This is a genomic window from Bacillus sp. 007/AIA-02/001 (assembly GCF_004634455.1).
Lineage (GTDB): Bacteria > Bacillota > Bacilli > Bacillales > Bacillaceae_G > Bacillus_A > Bacillus_A cereus.
The window spans coordinates 168337-191620 of sequence record NZ_SEIY01000003.1 but is presented as its reverse complement, the minus strand read 5'-3'; the positions used below and the strand labels follow the sequence as shown (position 1 = coordinate 191620).

Genomic DNA, 23284 nt, shown 5'->3' with positions numbered 1-23284 from the left:
GATCGGCAGCTAGTAAGGCTTGAAGATGGTGCAAATGCTTCAAAAGGTTCTCCAGTTTTTGTGTATAAAATAAAAGGACGTGTATTCGCTACTGATGCATTGTTATGTGCACCTAAAAATGGAACTTCGCAACCAGATCCACATGTTGTCGTTGCACATTCTTGTAGTTCATGTATAAAACGAACAACATTCGATACACAGTTGAAATCACACTCATGTTGATGATCTTCATTACAATTGCAGCTCATTATGTTCACTCCTTCTCGTGAGTTCTGACATACACTATTACAATATGAGTGGGATATGGCTGATATTACGTTAATTCTCACGATAAAAACAAGGAATTTATATAGGAGGGATGTACATAACGTGATATAAAAAAAGACATCCTTATTTAGTGGATGTCTTTTCAGGTAAATCTTTTCGCACAGTATATAAAAAACGAGATATATCTAATTTCTTTCCTCTGAAAAATTGCGGAGAAGAAATGTAAAGTTCTTCTTTCGCACGTGTAATGGCAACATAAAGTAATCGGCGTTCTTCTTCTAACGCTTCAGAAGTTTCCGTAACACGATCATTTGCATCTTTTAAAGAAGAAGTATGAGGCAGGATTCCATCACTCGCTCCAAGTAAAAAGACACATGGAAATTCAAGGCCTTTTGCGTTATGAATTGACATAAGTGAAACGGCATCTTTTTGCGGCATTGTTTTTAATGCTTCCATTTCTTTTTGACCTTGAATCGCCTCGTCGATAAATTGTAAATAAGCTGGAATATCGGTGAAACGAGTTGCAGACTCCATTAATTCTTCCAACATTTCTTCTTGTATGTCTTTATGCATTGTAAAGGAAGAACGATCGTTACTTTGTAAGTACTCTAAATATTTTCCTTTACCATGAATGATTTCTTTTAATGCTTTTTTCGGTTCTAATTCTTTAATAAACTTAATAAAATCGATGCGCTCATTTACCTTTTTCACTTGAAAAGGTTTTAAGCTTGGATTTAATAGTAAGAAATGAAGAAGAGAAGGGAAGCGCCCCTCACCATATTTCCATTGTTCACGTTCAATAAATGAAATACAATCATCACGTCCGATATACATCGTCGGCAATATGTTTGAAAGTGATTCTAGTCGAAACGGCTCAATCACGAGTCTTAAATGATCTAATACAGGCTTAATTAAAGAATGTTCATAAAATGATTGGCTCGCTCCGTGTTTAATAAACGGGATTTTATGAATGGTAAGCTGATCAAGTAACGAACGACTTACAGAATGTGTGCGATACAGTAAACAAAAATCTTTAAAGTTACGTTCACCACTCTCTACTTTTTCTTGAATAAGCTGCAAAATTTGATTTGCTTCATCAAGAGTCGTAGCAGGTCTTGCATAAAAAGGTTGTACACCTTCCTCACGAACAGAGTATAGCTCTTTATCAAAACGTTCTTGATTTAATTTTATAACTTCATTTCCAAGCCCGACGATAAAGGGATTGGATCGATAATTCGTATTTAGTGCAATGATTGTTGTGTTATCAAATTCTTTTGGAAAAGATAAAATAATTTGGTGACTTGCTCCTCGCCAGCCGTATATCGCCTGGTCGTCATCACCTGCGATAAATAAATTATTTCTTGGCGTGGCTAACAATTTTACGATTTCATATTGTGCATACGATGTATCTTGAAACTCATCTACTTCAATGTAGTGAAAACGTTGTTGTAATTGAGTTAGTAAAGGAGCATTATTTTCTAACATATAATATGTTTCCAATAAGATGTCATCGAAATCAATATAATTGTATCTTTGTTTTACCTCTTCAAAACGTTCGTATACTTCTTTAAATTCTTGTTCGACTGGTGTTTTCGCTTTTACATCTTTCGGACGATTTAATTTGTTTTTCTCAAGTGAAATCATCGCGAGCATCGTTTCAGCATCATAATCGTCTTTTAAACGCAATTCTTTTAAAATTTTCTTTATCATAATTTGTTTATGTTTTTCATTTGCTAAAATTTGCTGATTATAACCTTGACTACGAAGTAATTTTAAGAAAACAGAGTGGAATGTACCAGCAACTACGTAGCTACTTGCTGCATGATTCATACCCGGTAACTTCGCAACACGACTTCGTATTTCTTCAGCTGCTTTTTGTGTAAATGTAAGTAATAAAATATTTCGTGGATGAACTTGTTTTACATTTACTAAATAACCAACGCGAGTTGTTAAAACAGATGTTTTCCCGCTTCCGGCACCAGCTAGTGTAAGAACAGGACCTTCTGTTGTGCGCACGGCTTCTAATTGTTTTTCGTTTAAAAAAACATTTTGTTGTTCAAGAGCGCGGAAATAAGCCGCATCTACATCTTCTTCCATAATTAAATGGGTAGATGTTTTCGGAATATGATATGTCGCACGCGGAATATCAGCGTGTGTTAACGATTTTTGTGAAAATTTTTCTTGTGTCATATGTTCACCTTCAAAACTATAGCATCAACATTTAACTTTAGCGGAAGAAAAAGAAAATAGCAATGTAAAAAAACAGGAGGGGTCACCTCCTGCTTTCAAATTACAATTCTTTTATCATTACGACGTGCGGGATATTTGCTTCCATAAATACATCAGAACTTGTTGCATATCCAAGTTTTTTATAGAAATCTTCAGCATGTGTTTGAGCGTGAAGTTTCAATTTCGGTAGCGAATTTTCTTTTGCATACGCTTCAAGAGAATCCATAACAATTTTTCCGATGCCTTTTTTCCGATGGGAATTTAGCACGCAAATGCGTTCCATTTTTCCTATACCATCAAGGATGCGAAAACGTCCAGCACCAACTGGAACATCATTGTCATATATAACAACGTGTGTTGAAGTTTCTTCAAACTCATCGTATTCTTCTTCAGCAGAGACACGTTGTTCATTTACAAACACTTGTTTACGTACAGAGAATGCATCTCTTAGTTGTTCGTCCGTTTGTACAATCTGTGCGTGCAAATTAGTTGTTCCCCTTTCCAAGACGGAATGTTTCGTGTACAGTCCATGTTCCATTTTCTAATTGATATAGAAGATGGAAACGATCAATTGGTTGTTCGTAATAGAAATCTTTCATACGTAATCGGCCCAACACATCAGCATGCTCTGCATCTGATAAGCCTTGTCCGATTGTTAAATGAGGTACGAAAGCATATTCGCGTTCTTGCGTGAATAACCCGCTATGCATTTCTTCATTTAAGAAAGTAAGTTCAGGTGTTTTTTCTACTTTAAAGTAAAGGACGTTATTAACAGGTGCGAATGAACCAACTTTCCCAACATGAAGGGTGAAAGGGTTCGTTTTACTTGCGATTGTATGTAACTCGTTTACAATCGACTCTAATTGTTCATCTTGCGCCTCAAAGGGTGTTTTCAATGTAATATGTGGCGGAACTAATGCGTAGTGCGGGTCATAACGTTTACGCAATCCGTTCGCTTTATCTTGAATCATTTTAGATGGAAAAATTACAATGCCTAATTTCATGTTCCAATTCCTCCCTTTGTAAGTCTAGTTAGATTTTGAGATAAATAAATCTCTTTATCTATTATATCAAATTATTCTGAATACTGCTCTCTATTATTTCATTGATAGAATATGAGAGAAGGCTTTCGGTAAATCAGTCTGCCAATATTTCCAAGTATGATTGCCTTCAAATTCCTCATAATGCGTGATGAAGTTTCTATCTGTAAGAAGCGTATTTAACTCACGGTTCGGCCCTACGAAATCAGATACTTGTCCATCAGTACGCTTTACAGCCGTTTCTTCTGTACCGATGACGTGATACAGTTCTAACGCCTGTGGATCTTTGAATTCTTTTGCTAAGTTCATCACTGTCTCATCCACAAATGGTGATTGCATAACGACTTTACCGAATGTATGCGGATACATAAGTGCAGTCATAAAGGAAACTGTTCCGCCAAGAGAATCACCAATTAAAACACGACCTTTTCCCATTTGGTACGTTGGATAATTTTCATCAATATATGGTGCAAGTTCATGAGCAAGGAAACGAATATATGCAGCATTTTTTACTTCATTTGGGAAATATTTTTCTTTACGATCATGTACATTTTTATATGGAATACCGACAATAATTGTACGGTCAATTTCTTCGGTTTCACGAAGGCGCTCAATTACACGGTGCGCTTTACCAAGCTGAAAATAATCTCTACCATCTTGTGCAATTACAACTGTATGTTTGTGCAGTGGTGTGTAATTTACTGGTAAATAAACGAGAAGTGTAACATCTTCTTGAAGTGATGCGCTATAAAATGAAATTTCTTCAATTCTCCCTATTGTTTGACTCATGTAGATCCCCCTAAATAAAAATTTACTGTAACGATTGTAAGAGCGACGCTTGTAGTGAAAAGGAAAGAAATATTCACTAATTGGTGCCTTAATTTCTATTTTACCATAATGGTACGAAGAATCTAAAAAATTAGTATTTAAGTTGCGAAAGAAAACGGATATAATGAAGTGGGATTTTTGACAGGTGAGAGGGGAGACAGGATTTGAAACAAGAAAAATCAATCGCACTACCATTAGCAATTTCTATAATTGCCATTTCCTTTGCAGCAGTTTTTGTAAAGATGTCCTCAGCACCATCTTCAATATTAAGTATGTACCGCTTATGGATTATCGTACTTATTATGCTGCCTATCGTATGGAAAAAAAGAGAGGAATTTAATAGGATTCAAATGAAAGATTGGGGCTTTTTAATTGGATCTGGTTTCTTTTTAGCACTGCATTTTCTTTTATGGTTTGAATCTTTAAAGCATACAACAGTTGCTAGTTCAACAATTATTTTGGCACTTCAACCAATCGTATCTTTAGTTGGAGGTTTTTTTCTATTTAAAGAAAGAACAACATATTCAGCCATTGCAACGATGGGAATCGCTATTTTAGGAGTAATGTGCATTGGTTGGGGAGATTTAGGTTTAAGTAAGCAAGCAATTTATGGTGACATATTATCCTTTCTAAGTGTAATAGCGGTTGTCGGTTATTTATTTATCGGGCAAACGACAGTGAAGAAAGTATCGCACTGGATTTATAGCTTTACAGTCTTTGCGTTTGCAGGTCTTTTTATGGGGATTTATAATGTTATATTACAAGTACCCTTTACAGGTTATACGAAGTGGGATTGGACTGTTTTTCTTTTACTTGCGGTTGTGCCGACAGTGTCACATGTAATTAATAACTGGCTATTAAATTATGTAAATGCAACGACAATTTCAATGAGTATTTTAGGAGAACCTGTTGGAGCATCTATACTTGCGTTCTTCTTACTTGGAGAAAAATTAAATGCAATGCAAATGATCGGTAGCATGCTCGTATTGTTTGGTGTATCTGTTTTCTTACTGCAGCAACAAAAGCGAACAGCAAAAAATGTCGTAAACGAGCCGGTGTATACACAGGAATTATAGTGTTAGGGGGAGAAAAGAGAAGTTATGATACTTCTCTTTTTGTTTTATAGAAATGCGGGCGTAGAAGGGGGAGGAAAATGGAAGAGATATTAAAGAAGTATATGAATAGATTTACAACACTAAGTGAAGAAGAGCAGCAAATGATCCTCAGGGAATTACAAATTGAAGAATATAAAAAAGGAACAGTGCTCCTAAGACAAGGAAATGTTCCGTTAAAATGTTATTTTGTATTAAAAGGATGCGTTAGGCAACATAGTATAGATGAAGCAGGGAAAGAAGTTACATCAAATTTTTATACAGAAGAACAGGCAATTTCGAATTTCAACCATCATAAACAAGATAAATCTTCATCTTTTTTTATTAACCTTGTAAAAAGTAAAAACTCAAATATTGAAATCAAGTAAAAGAGTGGCTACGAAGCCACTCTTTTACTTTGGATTTGTCATATAAGGTTGTACATGAATGACACATAGGTCACGAAATTTGCCTTCAGCAGTTGTGACAATTACGACTGCTTTACCTGCACTTTTTCCAGTAATCGTCACGGTGTCACCTTTTGGATATATGGTGATGATATCAGAATTCATATTTGACCAAATAAGCTCTTTATTCGTTGCTTGTATTGGTAAAATAGAAGCTGATAACACAATGTTTTGTCCCGTTTTTATTTTTAATTTATGTTTTTCCATATGAACACCGATGACTGAAATAACAGAAGGAGCAATTGAAATTTTAGGCGGGTTAGGTTGCATGTTTAAACAAGACGCAGAAGTATTTGTGATAGGTGAAAATTTTCGTGTTTGTTGTTGCTGGAAAGCTGCTAACATGTTGGAGTCCCCTTTCTGTATAAGTGCTGATACTCATACTATAAAGGAGTAGTGTTATGTTAAATTTAACGAAACATAAAGAATTTGTTAAATTTGATAAAAAGATTGTCGAACTGTAAAAAATCTCTGCTGTTATGATAACAGCAGAGATTTTTTTATAAATTATGACGATGTTGTTTTTCGAAATCCTCAAATTGCTCTTTAACTTCTTTTGAAGGTTGTGTTAGTAAACTAACAATTACGATGGCTAGTAAACTAATAGCGAAACCTGGAATCATTTCATATAAGAAATCTTTTAAGAATTTGAATTGAGTCCATATAATAACAGTAGCGGCACCAGAAATCATACCGGCAAGTGCGCCCCACTTCGTCATACGTTTCCAATATAAGCTTAATAAAATAGCAGGTCCGAATGAAGAACCAAATCCAGCCCAAGCGTATCCAACAAGAGCTAAAATCGTATCATTTTGTTTAAACGCTAATGCGCACCCAACTAATGCAATAACAAGTACAGCCATACGACCGACAAATACAAGTTCTTTATCAGATGCAGAACGTTTGAAGAATGTACGATATAAATCTTCAGTTACAGCACTAGAAGTAACGAGTAGCTGTGATGAAATTGTACTCATAATCGCTGCTAGAATGGCTGCTAATAAAAATCCAGTAATAAGTGGATGGAATAAAATTTTCCCAAGTTCAAGGAAAATTGTCTCTGGATTAGATAATGTCAACTCTTGTTGTGAATAGTAAGCAATACCAATAAGACCAGTAAACATAGCTCCAACAACAGAGAAAATCATCCAGCTCATACCAATTCTTCGTGCACTTTTAAGTTCTTTTACAGAAGAAATTGCCATAAAGCGTACGATAATATGAGGTTGTCCGACATAACCAAGGCCCCATGCGAATAGAGAAATCATGCCTAAAGTAGAGGCACCTTTAAAAATATCTAGACGTGTTGGATCTACAGATCGAATTGTATCAAATGCAGGTCCAAGTCCGTTCGAATTCATAATTGTTACGATAGGAACAAGAATAAGAGCGACCACCATAATGATTCCTTGTACGAAGTCTGTCCAACTTACTGCTAAGAAACCACCAAATAATGTGTAAGCGACAACAACGCCTGCAACAATGAATAATCCAACATGATAGTTCATGCCAAATGAATTTTCAAATAATACAGCGCCTGAAACTAATCCTGAAGCTACATAAAAAGTAAAGAAAATCATAATAACAAGTCCGGATACTAAGCGTAGCATATGAGATTTGTCGTGGAAACGGTGTTCCAAAAATTCTGGAATAGTAATAGAGTTATTTGCAATTTCTGAGTAGGTACGTAAGCGAGGAGCGACATAAAGCCAGTTTGCGTATGCGCCTAGTGTTAGGCCGATCGCAATCCAACTACTACTTAATCCAACGCTAAACATTGCACCGGGTAATCCCATTAAAAGCCAACCACTCATATCGGATGCTCCAGCACTTAATGCTGTTACTGCGGGGCCTAGTGTACGCCCGCCAAGCATATAATCTGTTAAGTTGGACGTTCGTTTGTAGGCGAAATAGCCGATTACTAACATCCCGAGCATGTAAATAGAGATAGAAGTTAAAGTTAACATCTGCGTACTCATGTAGTTCCCCTTTCTTTTGTCAGGTCTTTTGATGCGTTATGCATATTTATCCCGCATTAACGGGCAGCAAAACTCCCACCTTAAAATTGGCTGGGCAAGGAAGTTAGGTGGGAGATCAACTGTCCGTTAATGCCCGATTGATTCAACTAATAATCAGTGGGGATGAACACCCTCTACTGATTAAAGTTTCACTTTATAATCTATCATGATTATTCTGAAAAATCCATATAGAAATACGAATTTTCAGAAATGTAAGCGTTTTTTGATGTCATTTTACTTTTTTAATATATAATATTCATACAAAAAACCTTATTTTTAATAGAGTATTTATTATATTTACATAAAAAGAGGTTGTTTTGTCAATATAATATTGAAAGGAAAGAAAAATAAAATTTTTAAAAAAGTATTGACTTGTGAAAAAAGTCAGGTCTATAATGAGTGCAACTTAAAAAAATGCAAGCGTTGATGAAGAAGAGTACACATGATGAACATGTCAGAGAGCTGATGGTTGGTGCGAATCAGTATGGAATTGATGTGGAATGGGCTTCGGAGCTTCCAAACCGAAACGAAAGAAGTAGGCTTTGGCGACATGATCTCATCGATACAAGAGACACGTATTGTTTTTGATACGGTAAAGTGCGTTACATTTGTAACGAATTAAGGTGGCACCACGGGAGTACCCGTCCTTTCTATAGGATGAGTACTCCCTTTTTGTGTATAAAAAATTAAATAAATGAAATCGTTTAAGTAAGAAGAGTACGTATATTGGAGACGTTACAGAGAGCCGGGAATAGGTGGGAGCCCGGTACGGTGCCATATACGGAATGGGCTTACGAGAGGTATGCTGAACAATTATTTTTAGTAGGCAACCCGGGTTCCGCCGTTACAAGGATAAGGTATAAAATTTGTACCTGAACAAAGCGGGATGCTTTTGCATCCAACACGAGGTGGTACCGCGGTATATTTATCGTCCTCTACATATTTTCGATATGTAGGGGACTTTTTTATTTTTCAGGGTGAGGTGAAGGACATGATGACGAAAGAAGAATTTATAAAACAAAAAAGAGAGAGAAAGACATTTTTAGTAATCACTGAAGAAGAAGGAGATAGCATTACGCCAATTTCTTTATATAGACGTATGAAAGGGAAGAAGAAATTCTTATTAGAAAGTTCACAGCTTCATCAAGATAAAGGGCGTTATTCTTACTTAGGATGTAATCCTTATGGAGAAGTGAAAAGCGTTGGTACGGAAGTGGAACGAACGATTTACGGCCGGGCAGAAAAGTTACAAGGTAACGTACTGCAAGTGTTAGAAGAAGTAATCGTACCATCACAAGTAGACAGTCCATTTCCATTTTGCGGAGGAGCAGTTGGTTATATTGGATATGATGTCATTCGACAGTATGAAAACATTGGAGCGGATTTACACGACCCATTAAATATTCCGGAAGTACACCTTTTACTATATCGTGAGTTTATCGTTTACGATCATTTACGCCAAAAGTTGTCGTTTGTATATGTATGCAGGGAAGATGATTCAACAGATTATGAGGAAGTATACGAAAGGCTACGAGTATACAAAGAGGAAGTGCTACAAGGAGAAGAAGCTGAAGTAAATGCAATACAATCCCCATTATCATTCACTTCTTCTATAACGGAAAAAGAGTTTTGTGAGATGGTAGAAATTGCGAAAGAATATATAAGAGCGGGAGACATATTCCAAGTCGTACTATCACAGCGTTTACAAAGTGAATGTATTGGGGATCCATTCGGGTTATACCGAAAACTTCGAATTGCAAATCCATCACCATATATGTTCTATATCGATTTTCAAGATTATGTTGTACTCGGTTCTTCGCCGGAAAGTTTACTATCAGTAAGGGAGGATAAAGTGATGACGAATCCAATTGCTGGTACAAGGCCGAGGGGGAAAACGAAGAGGGAAGATGAGGAAATCGCAAAAGAACTGTTAGGCAATGAGAAAGAGCGAGCAGAGCATATGATGCTTGTAGATCTTGGGCGAAACGATATTGGTAGAGTGAGCGAAATCGGCTCGGTTACGATAGATAAATATATGAAAGTAGAAAAATACTCTCACGTTATGCACATTGTATCTGAAGTTTACGGAACATTGCGAAAACAAATGGGCGGATTTGATGCGTTAGCGTATTGCTTACCAGCAGGGACGGTTTCTGGAGCTCCGAAAATTAGAGCGATGGAAATTATAAATGAACTAGAGAATGAAAAAAGAAATGTATACGCTGGTGCAGTTGGATACGTTAGTTTTTCAGGAAATCTTGATATGGCGCTCGCCATTCGAACGATGGTCGTAAAGGATGAAAAAGCATACGTTCAGGCAGGAGCAGGAGTCGTTTACGATTCAGATCCAGTAGCTGAATATGAAGAAACATTAAATAAAGCGAGAGCGCTTTTGGAGGTAATGAAATGATTGTACTTATTGATAATTACGATTCGTTCACATATAACTTGTATCAACTGTTAGGCGAACATGAAGAAGAAATTGTAGTTGTAAGAAATGATGAAATAACGATAGAACAGTTAGAAGAGATGAATCCAAGAGGAATTGTACTTTCACCAGGACCAGGAAAACCAGAGGATGCTGGCATTTGTATCGACGTCATCCGTCATTTTTATAAGAACGTTCCCATATTAGGGATTTGTCTTGGCCACCAAGCGATCATATCTGCATTTGGAGGAGACATTGTTAGAGCAGAGCGTATTAAACACGGAAAAACATCGCGTGTGAAACATAACGGAACGTCAATCTTTTCATATGTTACACAGCCCCTAACGGCGATGCGCTATCATTCCCTTGTTGCAGAGCAAACGAGCTTGCCAAAGTGCTTTGACATATTAGCGACAGCGATGGACGACGGAGAAATAATGGCAGTCCGTCACAATTATTATCCGCTCTTCGGATTACAGTTTCATCCGGAATCAATCGCAACAGAAGAAGGCGGAAAGTTAATCCGTGCCTTTTTAACAGAAGTAAAAGAGGAGGAAAGAGTATGAACAACTATCTTCGTAAATTAGTGGAGGGTCAACATTTAACAGAAGAGGAAATGTATAAAGCAGGACTACTTTTATTAAGTGAAAACATATTAGAAAGTGAAATTGCAGCTTTCTTAGTCTTACTGAAAGCGAAAGGTGAAACTGCAGAAGAAATATACGGTCTCGTTCGAGCTCTTCGCGAAAAGGCATTGCCGTTTTCGAACCATATACAAGGAGCAATGGACAATTGCGGGACGGGTGGTGATGGTGCTCAAACGTTTAATATTAGCACAACATCAGCATTCGTACTGGCAGGAGCAGGTGTAAAGGTTGCAAAACATGGTAATCGTGCTGTTTCTAGTAAAACAGGAAGTGCAGACTTATTAGAAGAACTAGGTGTAAATATTAGTAGTACGCCAAACGAAATTGATTATTTACTAGAGCATGTAGGTATTGCATTTTTATTTGCACCAGCGATGCATCCAGCACTAAGGCGCATTATGAAAATAAGAAAAGAGTTAAACGTGCCGACGATCTTTAACTTAATTGGCCCTTTAACAAATCCAGTGAATTTAGAAACACAATTTGTCGGTATTTATAAACGAGATATGTTATTACCAGTTGCACAAGTATTACAAAAGTTAGGCCGGAAACAAGCGCTTGTCGTAAATGGAAGTGGTTTTTTAGATGAAGCATCATTACAAGGGGAAAATCACGTAGTCCTTTTAAAAGATAATGAAATAGTAGAAATGAGTATTGATCCAGAAAAGTATGGTTTTTCAAGAGTGAAAAATGAAGAAATTAGAGGGGGGAATTCAAAAGAAAATGCAAAGATTACGCTTGAAGTATTGAGCGGAGAAAAGAGTGTTTATCGTGATACAGTTTTATTAAATGCAGGTCTAGCTCTTTTCGCAAATGGAAAAACGGAAACGATTGAAGAAGGAATTAAACTCGCGGCACATAGCATTGACTCTGGAAAAGCATTAGCCAAATTAAACTTATTAATTGTAGCAAGCAACGAAAAATTAGAAAGGGTGAACTAAAGTGGGGACGATTTTAGATAAAATTGTAGAACAGAAGAAAAAGGAAGTTGCGGAGTTATATGAAATATATACACCAGTAAAAACAAAAAGAAAGACACATTCACTTGTAGAAGCGTTACAGCAGTTTACTGTCATTGCAGAAGTAAAGCGAGCATCACCATCAAAAGGAGATATCAATTTACACGTTGACGTACGAAAACAAGTGGGAACATATGAGAAATGTGGTGCAGGAGCAGTATCTGTTTTAACAGATGGTCAATTTTTTAAAGGATCGTTTCACGATTTACAAACAGCAAGAGAAGAAAGTAACATTCCGCTTTTATGTAAAGATTTCATAATCGATAAGATTCAAATCGATAGAGCGTATGAAGCGGGAGCAGATATTATTTTACTAATCGTAGCAGCGTTAACGAAAGAGAAGTTAAAAGAGTTGTATAGCTACGTGTTAGAAAAAGGATTGGAAGCGATTGTTGAAGTTCATGATGAACAGGAATTAGAAACTGCGATTGTATTAAATCCGCACGTTATTGGCATTAATAATCGTAATTTAAAAACGTTCGAAGTAGATTTAAGCCAAACTGAAAAGCTTGGAAAAAGATTGAATGAGGAGAAATTACTTTGGATTAGTGAAAGTGGCATTCATTCAAAAGAAGATATTATTCGTGTTAAAAGAGCTGGAGCCAAAGGTGTATTAGTTGGAGAGGCGCTTATGACATCATCTTCTATTAGTAGTTTTTTTGAAGATTGTAAGGTGAATATATGAAAGTAAAAATTTGCGGCATCACTGATGTGGAAACAGCGAAAAGTGCGTGTGAATATGGCGCAGATGCACTCGGATTTGTTTTTGCGGAAAGTAAACGGAAAATCACTCCAAAGAGAGCGAAAGAAATCATTCAGGAGCTTCCAGCCAACGTGTTAAAAATCGGTGTTTTCGTAAATGAATCAGTAGAAGTGATCCAGAAAATTGCAGATGAGTGTGGGTTAACACATGTACAACTACATGGAGATGAAGATAATTATCAAATTAGAAGATTGAATATTCCGTCTATAAAATCACTAGGAGTAACTTCAGAAAGTGATATGAAAAATGCTCAAACATATGAAACGGATTATATATTGTTTGATAGCCCGAAAGAAAAGTTTCACGGAGGAAATGGGAAGAAATTTTCATGGGAACTACTTGTGCATATGCCAGAAGAGTTGCGAGAGAAAACGATATTAGCTGGTGGATTAAACGCTCTTAATATAGAAGAAGCGATTCGAACTGTTCGGCCTTATATGGTCGATGTGAGCAGCGGAGTAGAGACAGAAGGAAAGAAAGATGTAGAGAAAATAAAACAATTTATTATAAAAGCGAAGGAGTGTTCCAAATGAACTACGCATATCCAGATGAAAAAGGACATTACGGTATATACGGAGGACGATACGTTCCAGAAACGTTAATGCAATCTGTACTAGAACTAGAAGAAGCATATAAAGAAGCGATGCAAGATGAGGCATTTCAAAAGGAATTAAATCATTATTTAAAAACGTACGTCGGAAGAGAAACACCGCTTTATTTCGCTGAAAATCTGACGAAGTATTGCGGAGGTGCAAAGATTTATTTAAAACGTGAAGATTTGAATCATACAGGAGCTCATAAAATTAACAATACAATCGGTCAGGCACTACTTGCAGTGCGAATGGGCAAGAAAAAAGTTGTCGCTGAAACAGGAGCTGGACAACACGGAGTTGCAACAGCTACTGTATGTGCTCTTCTCGGATTAGAATGCGTCATTTTTATGGGAGAAGAAGATGTAAGACGTCAAAAATTAAATGTGTTCCGAATGGAATTACTCGGAGCGAAAGTAGAAAGTGTAGCGGCAGGTAGTGGTACATTAAAAGATGCGGTAAACGAGGCGCTTCGTTACTGGGTTTCACATGTGCATGATACGCACTACATTATGGGATCTGTTCTCGGACCACATCCATTCCCGCAAATTGTACGTGATTTCCAAAGTGTAATTGGAAATGAAACGAAAAAACAATATGAGGCGTTAGAAGGAAAGTTACCAGAAGCAGTCGTTGCTTGTATTGGAGGTGGTAGTAATGCAATGGGGATGTTTTATCCGTTCGTACACGATGAAGAAGTTGCTCTTTACGGCGTAGAAGCAGCTGGAAAAGGCGTTCATACAGAACAGCATGCAGCAACTTTAACGAAAGGAAGCGTCGGTGTTTTACATGGATCAATGATGTATCTTCTGCAAAACGAAGAAGGACAAATTCAAGAAGCACACTCTATTTCAGCAGGACTTGATTATCCAGGTGTTGGTCCAGAACATAGCTTGCTAAAAGATATTGGCCGCGTTTCTTATCATTCGATAACAGACGAAGAAGCATTAGAAGCATTTCAATTATTAACGAAAAAAGAAGGCATTATCCCGGCGCTAGAAAGTTCACATGCTGTCGCATATGCATTAAAATTAGCTCCGAAAATGAAGGAAGATGAAGGACTTGTTATTTGTTTATCTGGCCGTGGTGATAAAGATGTAGAGAGTATAAAACGTTATATGGAAGAGGTGTAAAAAATGGGAGTAGAAAAAATTAAAGCAGCGTTTGAAAATGGCAAGAAAGCATTTATTCCGTACGTAATGGGCGGAGATGGCGGCTTTGAAAAATTAAAAGAAAGAATTTGTTTTTTAGATGAAGCAGGAGCGAGCATCGTTGAAATCGGCATTCCTTTTTCGGATCCAGTCGCAGACGGTCCAACGATTCAAAGAGCAGGGAAACGAGCGCTAGATAGCGGTGTAACAGTAAAAGGTATTTTTCAAGCATTAATAGAGGTAAGGAAAGAAGTGCAAATTCCGTTTGTACTCATGACATATTTAAATCCAGTACTTGCATTCGGAAAAGAACGATTTGTAGAGAAGTGCTTAGAGGCCGGTGTGGATGGTATTATCGTTCCAGACTTACCGTATGAAGAACAAAATATTATTGCGCCGTTACTTCGAGAGGCAAACATTGCGCTCATTCCACTCGTTACCGTAACGAGTCCTATTGAAAGAATTGAAAAAATTACGAGTGAATCAGAAGGGTTCGTTTATGCTGTTACAGTAGCGGGCGTAACGGGAGTACGTCAAAACTTTAAAGAGGAGATTCATAGTTACTTAGAAAAAGTAAAATCACACGTCAACTTACCAGTAGTCGCTGGATTTGGCATCTCAACAAAAGAACATGTAGAAGAAATGGTTACAATATGCGACGGAGTTGTCGTTGGAAGTAAGATCATTGAGCTTTTAGAAAATGAAAAGCAAGAAGAAATATGTGAATTAATATATGCAACAAAACAAAAAGAAGAGGCGTAGTCTCTTCTTTTTGTTTTGCGTAATAAATGTTAAAATATACAGAAAATACATATAATTTAGAGGGTGAGAAGGCATGCTAAGACGTAAACTACTATATCTATTCTTAACTGTACCGCTATACGCTTGGCTCATTAGCATGACGAAAATAGAGTTAATGGCTCTATTTTTAGGGTATGTATTCATCTTTTCCAACTTAAATCGCATTCAAGAACAGTCTATTTTAGAAATATGTCTATTTTCGATTAGTATAGAATTATTTAGTATCGTTTCGATTGTATTATTAAACGAATTATTTCTACGGATTCATTCATTTACATTAATGAAATTTTGGAATATTATATTGCAAGCAATATGTACTTACATTGTGTTTGTTGTGTTGAAAGAAATAGTCGGAAAGCAGACAGTTTTTCAGGATAATAGAAAATGGGAGTGAATGAAAAGGAGCCGTTTGGTTCCTTTTTTGAATCTGTTGTAAAAACAATTGAAAATTATAGTATCTGTTATATAATAGTTAAAAATTGTATTTTAAACGAAATGAGATGATAACATGGCCATATTGTTGGCACTTATCCCAATTATGATGATTTTCATTTGTTTATTTTTATTTAAACAAACGTCATTAAGGTCCTCGTTAATTTCTTATGCTGTGTCTGTTGGAATCGTTTTACTCTCGCCAATGTTTCAATTAGGGATAAGTGAAACTGTGCACGCAACGATTAAAGGATGGTTAATTTGTTTTATTGTCGGGTACGTTTTATTTTTCGGTATTTTTTTATTTCACCTCATGAACAAAATGGGGTACATCGATCAAGTAGCACGTTTTCTAGAAGCAGTTACTCAGGATCGCTTATTACAAATGCTGCTTATGTGTTTTGGCATTTGCCCGCTTATTGAATCAGTAAGTGGATTCGGTATTGGCTTCATGGTTGCAGCACCTATTTTTCTTTCACTAGGATATAAACCATTTCAAGCTGTACTACTCTCATTCATCGGCTTACTAGCTAGTTCATGGGGCGCAATGGCAACTGGTACGATTATCGGTTCGCAGCTAATAAATATGCCTCTTACAACACTTGGCACAAATACAGCGCTATTAAGTATTCCGATGTTTGCTTACTTCGTTATTCTTTCTTTACACGTTGTTGGCGGCTGGCAAGCGGTTATAGAAAAGTGGAAAGAAGGAGTAGGGTTCTTTCTATTATTTTCTCTCGGAATCTATCTTTCTAATGCGTACGTAAGTGTTGAACTAGCCGGGATATTAAGTTCTATCGTTACGATTACCTTTGGCTTTTTTATCATTAAATTAAAAGGAAAAAGTGGGCAAAATCTTATAACAGAACATGCGGCTGCAACGGAGAGAGAAGTATCCATTATAAAAATTATTAGCCCTTATATATTTCTAACAGTTTGTATTTTACTTTCTCGCCTCGTTCCAGCATTACATGATTTGTTCAGATCATATGCAGTCCTTGATTTAAAATCATACTCTTACAAATTAGAAATGCTGTATTCACCAGGATTTTGGCTCGGTATGACTTGCTTATTTACTATTATTTTCTTCCGGATACCATCTCATATTATTAAACAATCACTCTCGCAAACGATAAAACAATGGATTCCATTTGCGATTACGACGACAATGTTTATCGCCATTTCAGAACTAATGGGTGCATCTGGTATGCATTTATTACTTGCAAAAACCGCTGGTGAAACGTTTGGAAATTTTTTCGTTTTCGTTGCCCCGTTTATTGGCGCTATTGGTGGATTTTTAACAGGTAGTAACGCAGGATCAAATGCAATGTTTATAAAACTACAAATGCAAACCGCACAAAACGTAGCACTCCCGTGGCAATATGTCACAACACTTCAAAACACCGCATCATCAGTAGCGACAATTGCTTGTCCATCACGGATTACACTAGGTGCTTACTTATGTAATATCCCTTACCGTGAAAATGAACTATTAAAGAAGACGACGTTAATGATCTTTGGTGCGGTTTTGCTTGTAGTGGTAGAAGTTATTGTTTGGTATATGTTGAGAAATTAAAAATCCTCCTAACATAGGAGGATTTTTTTTATGAGTGGATAATGATTTAAATATGAATAGCTTCTACTAAATGAATAGGAGATGAAATGTATGCCCCTAAAAAACTACGGTGTGTTAAAAGGTACAGTTATACAATCAAAGATTGGAAAAGGGAAAACACCTCATTATCAAGTTCATTTACAGGGCGAGACAGGAGTAAATTATCGTATTGCAATTAACGTAAAATCGCAAAGCTATCCGTCAGAAGTTTTATATTTTGCGAGTAACAATATTAAGTCAGAGGCGATTCATATTTTACCGACATTACCATTCGGTTTTACAGAAATAAAAAACAATGAACCGAAAGTAGCTTTAGATTATGTAAGAGGAAATCTATTTGACTCAAATCAAATGATTCCTTTGCCTCCCGAAAAAGCAGGAGCAGATAATGATTTAAATGAAAAAATAGAACGTTATATAAAACGAGCAATAGAAGAAAAAGCAATTATTTACGCGTTTGGTGAAAGATGGGGACCAGAAGAAAATACACCAGATTCCTATTTTCATTTCAAACCAGGAAACGGTATACATGATATTCATATGAATCAAGGGAATGTAGAAAAATGGCAAGGTGATGATGGCATATGGCAAGACGGAGGAATACTCATTCACTTCGAAAAGGAAGAAGAATGGATTGGTATCTTTCTTGCATTCCAATCACAGTCATGGTGTACCGATGAAGAAGGGCATGCTCGCGTTCCGGTTGAGCATTGTGATTATAAGGGGAATAATTAATAAGAAGAGGGCGTTCAAAAAGAACGCCCTCTTCTTATTTTATAAAACGAAAAACTAACGAGTGTAGAAAGACAAGAGAACAGCAGTGCCACACTAGAAAACGCAATGAGATACATATTATATTTCATAACCTGTCCAATTAGCTGATTACTGTCGTATTGAAACAGTCCTGCTATTATGTTGAATAAAAATAACACGATAAACATGACGATAACACCGTCTATTGATCCTTTAATATCTGGTTTACTTAAAGCGATATGTGCGGAAATGCAAATGGCGATAAATAAAAATAACCAAAAGGAAGGATTCAATAAATTGCCGATTGTAAATAAGCTTTTCAATAATACAAACGTCGACAAGAGCATGTTTTGAACCATTTCTATATTAATAGAAGTAGAAGCGATTGTTTTTTCGAGAGTTGTATTAAATAAGAAATATGAATTCGGTACGAAATAGCGCATTAAAAGGATTAGTGCAGTAATACCAGAAATAATAGGCCCAATGCCGATGAAGAAATTTCCAATCCGTTGATACACACTTTTTTGATTGTATTGATGTTGTACGTAACCTAAAGCCCCTTGACTTGTATCTGTCGGGAAGAACTGCGTTGCTACAATCTTATGACGGAACAGCACGCACATAATGGCATGTCCAAGTTCGTGAATAGGAACACCGATCCAAGCCGTTAATAGGAATCCTTTTCGTCCAAAAGCTCTCGACCAATACATCCGTGTGAGAGATTCTAAATAGCCTAATAGAAATCCAATTACAATGATAACGCCAATTAAAGATAATAATTGGATTACGCTTGTAAGGAGTATTTGAAAAATTGAGTTTACCAATTCCATTGCCAGTCATCCAATCTGTTAAAAATATTATTTATTCTGTTTCATAATAGCATTTTTTTTCAAGATTACTAGCACATATATTTTCTTTCGGAAGAAGGATTTCAGAATCTTTTTCTTGTAGTCATGTTTTATGTCCAAAGTCATATATTGAATTTGTAACACCCTATATGGTATATGCTTAAGGAGGGATAAGAGAATGAAATGTCCGTCATGTCATACAGAAAATGCAGCGGAGGCAAAATTTTGCGGGAATTGTGGACATTCGTTAACGGAAGAGGTAGTGGCAAGTAGTGGTCAAGAAGAAGGGTCGGAACAAGCACGTGCGGCACAAGCAAAGGAAGCTCGGCCAGATGAAACGGTAGAGCAAGCGAAGCGGTTTGCGAGCGGCTATTTTCAATTTTTTAAACATGCATTACAAGCACCGACAGCGATTATGAAAAGCGGCGCTATTGAAGTGCGAAATGGAATTGTAAGTCTTGTTCTTATTTGTTTTTTAGGAGCATGTATTTTTTATAGAATGATGAGTGCAGCATCAGCAGTTACGAGAACATTTGCACCAGATATATCTACTCCCACGTTTTTTGGAGAATCTATAACGGTCTTTTTCTTTTTATTAATTTTAACTTTATTTGTGGGATTTATTATTTTTGTAAGTGGCAAGATGATGAAATCATCTTTTTCGTTTCTTGAAGTATTTGGTATATGGGGAACGATAGCGACGCCGACTATTGTCATATTAGTCCTTTCTTTTCTTTTTAGTTTCTTATTAATCTTTTTCTTACCGATATTATTATCGGTAGCTGCAACTTATATAGGGATTAGTATAACTGTAGCCGTATTAAAGCTAGACAATGGTGGATTAGATCTCGTTTACACACTTATTATTGCAAATGTTTTAATTGGAATTGCAACATTCATTGTACTTTGGTCTTACATTAGCACGATAATTCAAGCCTTAACACAGGGAATAACTGGCTTCTAATGAAAAGGTGGTTGACTGGATGAATGTATGTACAAAGTGCGGAGTTCAGTTTGAAGATAGTGTGCAATTTTGTCAAAACTGCGGGACGAAGAGGGGACGTTCTGTAGTAAAGAAGAACATGAGCGGTGGTGTAAAAGTTGGCATTACACTGTTAGCGCTATTTGTTATAGCGATTATTGGATTGTATTTGTACGGATCGTCGTATTATACGCAGGTGGCACAAGTAGACCGGATGATTACGATTTTACAAGAGAGGGACGGAGAGAAATTAGCTGAGATCGTTACGGCAGATGATCCATCGGTTATGATAACGAGAGAGAGCGTAACGCCTCTATTTTCATATATAAAAGAAAATCCATCTTACGTGAATGAATTAAAACAATATTTGAGACAAGGTGAAAAACAACGGGACGGAATAGAAAAAGCTGATTTTTCATTAACGAAAGACGGAAAGTATTTCTTTATATTTGATCGATATAAATTGAAAGCGAAGACGTACTATACAACTTTGCTTACAAATGAAAAAGACGTATCGTTAAAAATGAACGGAAAAGAAATTGATAAGACAGATGACAAAAAGTTTGAGAAGCAATATGGGCCATTTCTTCCGGGAAATCAAGTGTTTCAATCAGAGTATAAAAATGACTACGTAAAACTATCGCGTGAGGAAAAGGTTGTACTTATGAAACAAAGCCAAAATAACGTAACGGTAGATTTAACGTTGCAAGGTCAATATATTACAGTTCAAACGAACGCGCCTGGTGCAACATTGTACGTAAATCAAAAACCAGTTACAGCGCTGGCAGGAGAAGAAATTACATGGGGGCCTGTAGCGACTGATGGAAGTGCGACGATTTATTTAGAACGAAATGGAGAAAGTGGACGGGAAACGACAAAAGTAGAGACGGTAACGGCACTTTCGTCTTATAATCTTCCATTTCAAAAGAAAAGTACAGAAAAACCAGTTGTTTATAATGTTACTCCAACGCCCGCGACTGAGTATGTATATAATGGTTTCATCTTTCCTGATAGTGATATTCGAAAATTAACGAGCGCAGATTTAACATATTTATCGAAAGAGCAGTTGAAAATTGCTAGAAATGAAATATATGCAAGGCATGGACATATTTTTCAAACGAAAGATATGCAAGTGTATTTCGCAAAACAGTCTTGGTATAGAGAAAATCCTTATTTTACAGGAAAGTTAACAGATATCGAAACTTATAATATTGAACTAATCAAATCAGGAGAATAGAGCGCGTGAAAAAGGTACAGTGTATATTGCTGTACCTTTTCTATCGTTATTTGGCTGGACGAGGTTCCCTAGAGAAAAAGATATGAAAGAGAAATGTGACTTTACTTGCCCCTCCTGATGTACTGGCTTGCACATCAGATAAAGAACTAGACGTTAAAGCAGCTTCAGAATGAGGAGGGACGATTATTTTAAGAGCATCATCTGATTCTGAGGATGCAGTAACTGTTATTGTATCGTCAGAAAAATTTAAAATTTTAACAGTACCGACTGGAAAGATGGCCTTGCGAGCATGTGATGCAGAAGCGAAGCGGGTAGCTTTCCAAATAGTTTGTGAGAAAGTGTCATTGTCAGATAACCAAGCACGAGCACTGTATAAAGTTACACTAACGGTAAACTCCTGTTCAAGCGGGAGGGCGGGTTTCGGTTCTATCGGTTCCTCTGGAAGCTGGACGAGAAGGCCGGCGCACATGTATGTTTCACCTACTTTCAACTGGTTACTGTTATAGGATATTAAACATGTTGTTTATAAGACACGACAGGTACCTATTCATACATAAGTTTGTGCACAAAATTTGAAGATGAAATTCTCTTTCTTTACAATGGAAGTAGGTGTTATTTCTATAAAATATGGAAAACGTAAAGAGTATGTAAAAAAGAAGGAGTGGTAAAGTGAACTATGTCATTATTGGCGGAGATGCAGCTGGTATGAGTGCAGCGATGCAAATTGTTAGAAACGATGAAGATGCAAATGTTGTAACTTTAGAAAAAGGTGAAATTTATTCGTACGCTCAGTGTGGATTACCGTATGTCATTAGTGGTGCTATCGCTTCAACTGAAAAGTTAATCGCGCGCAACGTAAAGACGTTTCGTGAGAAATATGGAATTGATGCGAAAGTGCGTCATGAAGTAACGAAAGTAGATACGGAAAAGAAAATGGTGTACGCAGAGCATACGAAGACGAAGGATGTCTTTGAATTTCCATATGATCGATTATTAATTGCGACTGGAGTGCGTCCTGTTATGCCAGAATGGGAAGGACGGGAATTACAAGGCGTTCATCTTTTAAAAACAATTCCTGATGCTGAGCGCATATTAAAAACGTTAGAAACGAATAAAGTTGAAGATGTAACGATTATTGGCGGTGGTGCAATCGGACTAGAGATGGCAGAAACATTCGTCGAACTTGGTAAGAAAGTAAGAATGATTGAGCGAAATGATCATATCGGTACGATTTATGATGCAGATATGGCTGAATATATACATAAAGAAGCAGATAAACACAATATTGAAATTTTAACGAATGAAAATGTAAAAGCATTTAAAGGAAATGAACGAGTAGAAGCAATCGAAACGGATAAAGGTACGTATAAAGCAGATCTTGTTTTAGTGTCGGTTGGAGTGAAGCCGAATACTGATTTTCTTGAAGGGACAAATATACGTAAGAATCATAAAGGAGCAATCGAAGTAAATGCATATATGCAAACGAATGTGCAAGACGTATATGCAGCCGGTGATTGCGCAACACATTACCACGTTATAAAGGAAATTCATGATCATATCCCGCTCGGAACGACAGCCAATAAGCAAGGGCGACTTGCTGGACTGAATATGCTTGATAAACGAAGAGCTTTTAAAGGTACGTTAGGCACAGGCATTATTAAATTTATGGATTTGACACTCGCAAGAACAGGCTTAAATGAAAAAGAAGCGAAAGGGCTAAACATCCCGTATAAAACAGTTAAAGTAGATTCTACAAATATGGCGGGCTATTATCCAAATGCAAAACCACTTTATTTGAAATTACTATACCGTTCTGACACGAAACAATTATTGGGCGGGCAAGTAATTGGAGAAGAAGGTGTAGATAAACGTATTGATGTGATTGCGATGGCGCTTTTCAATAAAATGAGCATTCATGATTTAGAAGACGTCGACTTAAGTTACGCACCACCATATAACAGCGTGTGGGACCCAATTCAACAAGCGGCAAGACGAGCGGAATAGCACTTTTTAAGTGCTATTTTTTTTGCAAAGGGAGGTAAACCTTTTTAGCGAATAATAAAGAGGGAGGAACAGTT

Annotated in this window: 22 protein-coding genes, 2 pseudogenes and 2 other annotated features; of the genes and pseudogenes, 15 read left to right on the top strand and 9 right to left on the bottom strand. The window is 36.7% G+C overall.

The window, feature by feature from the left end; genetic code table 11:
• The 5 genes and pseudogenes from cotY to ES895_RS10200 form a co-directional block, all read right to left on the bottom strand.
• Positions 1-248 (bottom strand): annotated as a pseudogene (gene cotY / locus ES895_RS10220) (spore coat protein CotY); the annotation flags it as partial.
• 142 nt (positions 249-390) lie between these two features.
• A complete protein-coding gene (locus ES895_RS10215) occupies positions 391-2457 on the bottom strand; it encodes an ATP-dependent helicase (protein WP_000191204.1) in 2067 nt (688 codons plus the stop codon).
• A gap of 100 nt (positions 2458-2557) precedes the next feature.
• Positions 2558-2980, bottom strand: coding sequence for a GNAT family N-acetyltransferase (locus tag ES895_RS10210; protein WP_098295572.1), 423 nt, complete (start codon positions 2978-2980; stop codon positions 2558-2560).
• A gap of 1 nt (position 2981) precedes the next feature.
• On the bottom strand, positions 2982-3500 hold the full coding sequence (locus tag ES895_RS10205; protein ID WP_000765863.1) for a YjcG family protein: 519 nt from the start codon (positions 3498-3500) through the stop codon (positions 2982-2984).
• A 93-nt stretch (positions 3501-3593) separates the two neighbouring features.
• The gene (locus ES895_RS10200) at positions 3594-4325 is read right to left on the bottom strand and encodes an alpha/beta hydrolase (protein ID WP_000084013.1); all 732 of its coding nucleotides are present in this window, start codon (positions 4323-4325) and stop codon (positions 3594-3596) included.
• 203 nt (positions 4326-4528) lie between these two features.
• On the opposite strand from ES895_RS10200, the gene ES895_RS10195 reads away from it, so the two are divergent.
• Entirely contained in the window at positions 4529-5440 is a 912-nt protein-coding gene (locus ES895_RS10195) for a DMT family transporter (RefSeq protein WP_000806940.1), read from the top strand.
• Between the two features lie 77 nt (positions 5441-5517).
• Positions 5518-5790, top strand: a pseudogene (locus tag ES895_RS10190) (Crp/Fnr family transcriptional regulator); the annotation flags it as partial.
• Positions 5791-5868: 78 nt separating this feature from the next.
• Here the strand turns inward: ES895_RS10190 and ES895_RS10185 are convergent.
• The gene (locus tag ES895_RS10185) at positions 5869-6267 is read right to left on the bottom strand and encodes an Ig-like domain-containing protein (protein WP_000878734.1); all 399 of its coding nucleotides are present in this window, start codon (positions 6265-6267) and stop codon (positions 5869-5871) included.
• Between the two features lie 155 nt (positions 6268-6422).
• Positions 6423-7901 (bottom strand): sodium/proline symporter PutP, encoded by a 1479-nt coding sequence (putP, locus tag ES895_RS10180; RefSeq protein WP_000107211.1) that lies wholly within the window; start codon positions 7899-7901, stop codon positions 6423-6425.
• A 453-nt stretch (positions 7902-8354) separates the two neighbouring features.
• Positions 8355-8592 (top strand) — a binding site (T-box leader).
• 42 nt (positions 8593-8634) lie between these two features.
• Positions 8635-8879: a binding site (T-box leader), on the top strand.
• A gap of 52 nt (positions 8880-8931) precedes the next feature.
• Here putP and trpE point away from each other — a divergent pair.
• The 10 genes from trpE to ES895_RS10125 all read left to right on the top strand — a co-directional run bounded on the left by trpE (position 8932) and on the right by ES895_RS10125 (position 18121).
• Complete coding sequence (gene trpE, locus ES895_RS10170; RefSeq protein ID WP_033667026.1) at positions 8932-10350, top strand: anthranilate synthase component I; 1419 nt, start codon at positions 8932-8934, stop codon at positions 10348-10350.
• Positions 10347-10934: an aminodeoxychorismate/anthranilate synthase component II gene (locus ES895_RS10165; protein WP_000636321.1), complete on the top strand. Its 588-nt coding sequence runs from the start codon at positions 10347-10349 to the stop codon at positions 10932-10934. The genes trpE and ES895_RS10165 overlap by 4 nt, the downstream gene beginning before the upstream one ends.
• On the top strand, positions 10931-11956 hold the full coding sequence (gene trpD / locus ES895_RS10160) for an anthranilate phosphoribosyltransferase (protein ID WP_001067362.1): 1026 nt from the start codon (positions 10931-10933) through the stop codon (positions 11954-11956). Before ES895_RS10165 ends, trpD begins: the two co-directional genes overlap by 4 nt.
• 1 nt (position 11957) lies before the next feature.
• Positions 11958-12719 (top strand): indole-3-glycerol phosphate synthase TrpC, encoded by a 762-nt coding sequence (gene trpC, locus ES895_RS10155; protein ID WP_000536699.1) that lies wholly within the window; start codon positions 11958-11960, stop codon positions 12717-12719.
• A complete protein-coding gene (locus ES895_RS10150) occupies positions 12716-13330 on the top strand; it encodes a phosphoribosylanthranilate isomerase (RefSeq protein WP_000865146.1) in 615 nt (204 codons plus the stop codon). The genes trpC and ES895_RS10150 overlap by 4 nt, the downstream gene beginning before the upstream one ends.
• Entirely contained in the window at positions 13327-14520 is a 1194-nt protein-coding gene (gene trpB, locus ES895_RS10145) for a tryptophan synthase subunit beta (RefSeq protein WP_001105019.1), read from the top strand. Before ES895_RS10150 ends, trpB begins: the two co-directional genes overlap by 4 nt.
• A 3-nt stretch (positions 14521-14523) precedes the next feature.
• The gene (trpA, locus tag ES895_RS10140; protein WP_135238329.1) at positions 14524-15300 is read left to right on the top strand and encodes a tryptophan synthase subunit alpha; all 777 of its coding nucleotides are present in this window, start codon (positions 14524-14526) and stop codon (positions 15298-15300) included.
• Positions 15301-15373: 73 nt separating this feature from the next.
• The gene (locus ES895_RS10135; protein WP_000946131.1) at positions 15374-15733 is read left to right on the top strand and encodes a DUF4029 domain-containing protein; all 360 of its coding nucleotides are present in this window, start codon (positions 15374-15376) and stop codon (positions 15731-15733) included.
• Positions 15734-15847: 114 nt separating this feature from the next.
• Positions 15848-17347 (top strand): L-lactate permease, encoded by a 1500-nt coding sequence (locus ES895_RS10130; RefSeq protein ID WP_044584232.1) that lies wholly within the window; start codon positions 15848-15850, stop codon positions 17345-17347.
• Between the two features lie 90 nt (positions 17348-17437).
• Positions 17438-18121: a DUF2278 family protein gene (locus tag ES895_RS10125; protein ID WP_001128613.1), complete on the top strand. Its 684-nt coding sequence runs from the start codon at positions 17438-17440 to the stop codon at positions 18119-18121.
• Positions 18122-18135: 14 nt separating this feature from the next.
• On the opposite strand, the gene ES895_RS10120 is transcribed toward ES895_RS10125, so the two are convergent.
• Entirely contained in the window at positions 18136-18969 is an 834-nt protein-coding gene (locus tag ES895_RS10120) for a hypothetical protein (protein ID WP_135238328.1), read from the bottom strand.
• A 196-nt stretch (positions 18970-19165) separates the two neighbouring features.
• On the opposite strand from ES895_RS10120, the gene ES895_RS10115 reads away from it, so the two are divergent.
• Both ES895_RS10115 and ES895_RS10110 read left to right on the top strand, forming a co-directional pair.
• Positions 19166-19951 (top strand): zinc ribbon domain-containing protein, encoded by a 786-nt coding sequence (locus tag ES895_RS10115; protein ID WP_135238327.1) that lies wholly within the window; start codon positions 19166-19168, stop codon positions 19949-19951.
• A 19-nt stretch (positions 19952-19970) separates the two neighbouring features.
• Positions 19971-21206 carry a TcaA 3rd/4th domain-containing protein gene (locus ES895_RS10110; RefSeq protein ID WP_098644955.1) on the top strand — a complete coding sequence of 412 codons (1236 nt, stop codon included), beginning with the start codon at positions 19971-19973 and terminating at the stop codon, positions 21204-21206.
• Positions 21207-21252: 46 nt separating this feature from the next.
• Here the strand turns inward: ES895_RS10110 and ES895_RS10105 are convergent, their stop codons facing one another.
• The gene (locus ES895_RS10105) at positions 21253-21675 is read right to left on the bottom strand and encodes a hypothetical protein (RefSeq protein ID WP_000332420.1); all 423 of its coding nucleotides are present in this window, start codon (positions 21673-21675) and stop codon (positions 21253-21255) included.
• A gap of 200 nt (positions 21676-21875) precedes the next feature.
• On the opposite strand from ES895_RS10105, the gene ES895_RS10100 reads away from it, so the two are divergent.
• Positions 21876-23210: a CoA-disulfide reductase gene (locus tag ES895_RS10100; RefSeq protein ID WP_001110198.1), complete on the top strand. Its 1335-nt coding sequence runs from the start codon at positions 21876-21878 to the stop codon at positions 23208-23210.
• Positions 23211-23284 lie beyond the last annotated feature (74 nt).

Bases quoted from the DNA above. Each gene is read 5' to 3' on its own strand.
- trpB (WP_001105019.1), top strand. From the start codon at position 13,327: ATGAACTACGCATATCCAGATGAAAAAGGACATTACGGTATATACGGA.
- ES895_RS10115 (WP_135238327.1), top strand. From the start codon at position 19,166: ATGAAATGTCCGTCATGTCATACAGAAAATGCAGCGGAGGCAAAATTT.
- trpA (WP_135238329.1), top strand. From the start codon at position 14,524: ATGGGAGTAGAAAAAATTAAAGCAGCGTTTGAAAATGGCAAGAAAGCA.
- ES895_RS10130 (WP_044584232.1), top strand. From the start codon at position 15,848: ATGGCCATATTGTTGGCACTTATCCCAATTATGATGATTTTCATTTGT.
- ES895_RS10200 (WP_000084013.1), bottom strand. From the start codon at position 4,325: ATGAGTCAAACAATAGGGAGAATTGAAGAAATTTCATTTTATAGCGCA.
- ES895_RS10125 (WP_001128613.1), top strand. From the start codon at position 17,438: ATGCCCCTAAAAAACTACGGTGTGTTAAAAGGTACAGTTATACAATCA.
- ES895_RS10135 (WP_000946131.1), top strand. From the start codon at position 15,374: ATGCTAAGACGTAAACTACTATATCTATTCTTAACTGTACCGCTATAC.
- ES895_RS10110 (WP_098644955.1), top strand. From the start codon at position 19,971: ATGAATGTATGTACAAAGTGCGGAGTTCAGTTTGAAGATAGTGTGCAA.
- ES895_RS10215 (WP_000191204.1), bottom strand. From the start codon at position 2,457: ATGACACAAGAAAAATTTTCACAAAAATCGTTAACACACGCTGATATT.
- ES895_RS10120 (WP_135238328.1), bottom strand. From the start codon at position 18,969: ATGGAATTGGTAAACTCAATTTTTCAAATACTCCTTACAAGCGTAATC.
- ES895_RS10205 (WP_000765863.1), bottom strand. From the start codon at position 3,500: ATGAAATTAGGCATTGTAATTTTTCCATCTAAAATGATTCAAGATAAA.
- ES895_RS10185 (WP_000878734.1), bottom strand. From the start codon at position 6,267: ATGTTAGCAGCTTTCCAGCAACAACAAACACGAAAATTTTCACCTATC.
- ES895_RS10150 (WP_000865146.1), top strand. From the start codon at position 12,716: ATGAAAGTAAAAATTTGCGGCATCACTGATGTGGAAACAGCGAAAAGT.
- trpD (WP_001067362.1), top strand. From the start codon at position 10,931: ATGAACAACTATCTTCGTAAATTAGTGGAGGGTCAACATTTAACAGAA.
- ES895_RS10105 (WP_000332420.1), bottom strand. From the start codon at position 21,675: ATGTGCGCCGGCCTTCTCGTCCAGCTTCCAGAGGAACCGATAGAACCG.
- trpE (WP_033667026.1), top strand. From the start codon at position 8,932: ATGATGACGAAAGAAGAATTTATAAAACAAAAAAGAGAGAGAAAGACA.
- ES895_RS10165 (WP_000636321.1), top strand. From the start codon at position 10,347: ATGATTGTACTTATTGATAATTACGATTCGTTCACATATAACTTGTAT.
- putP (WP_000107211.1), bottom strand. From the start codon at position 7,901: ATGAGTACGCAGATGTTAACTTTAACTTCTATCTCTATTTACATGCTC.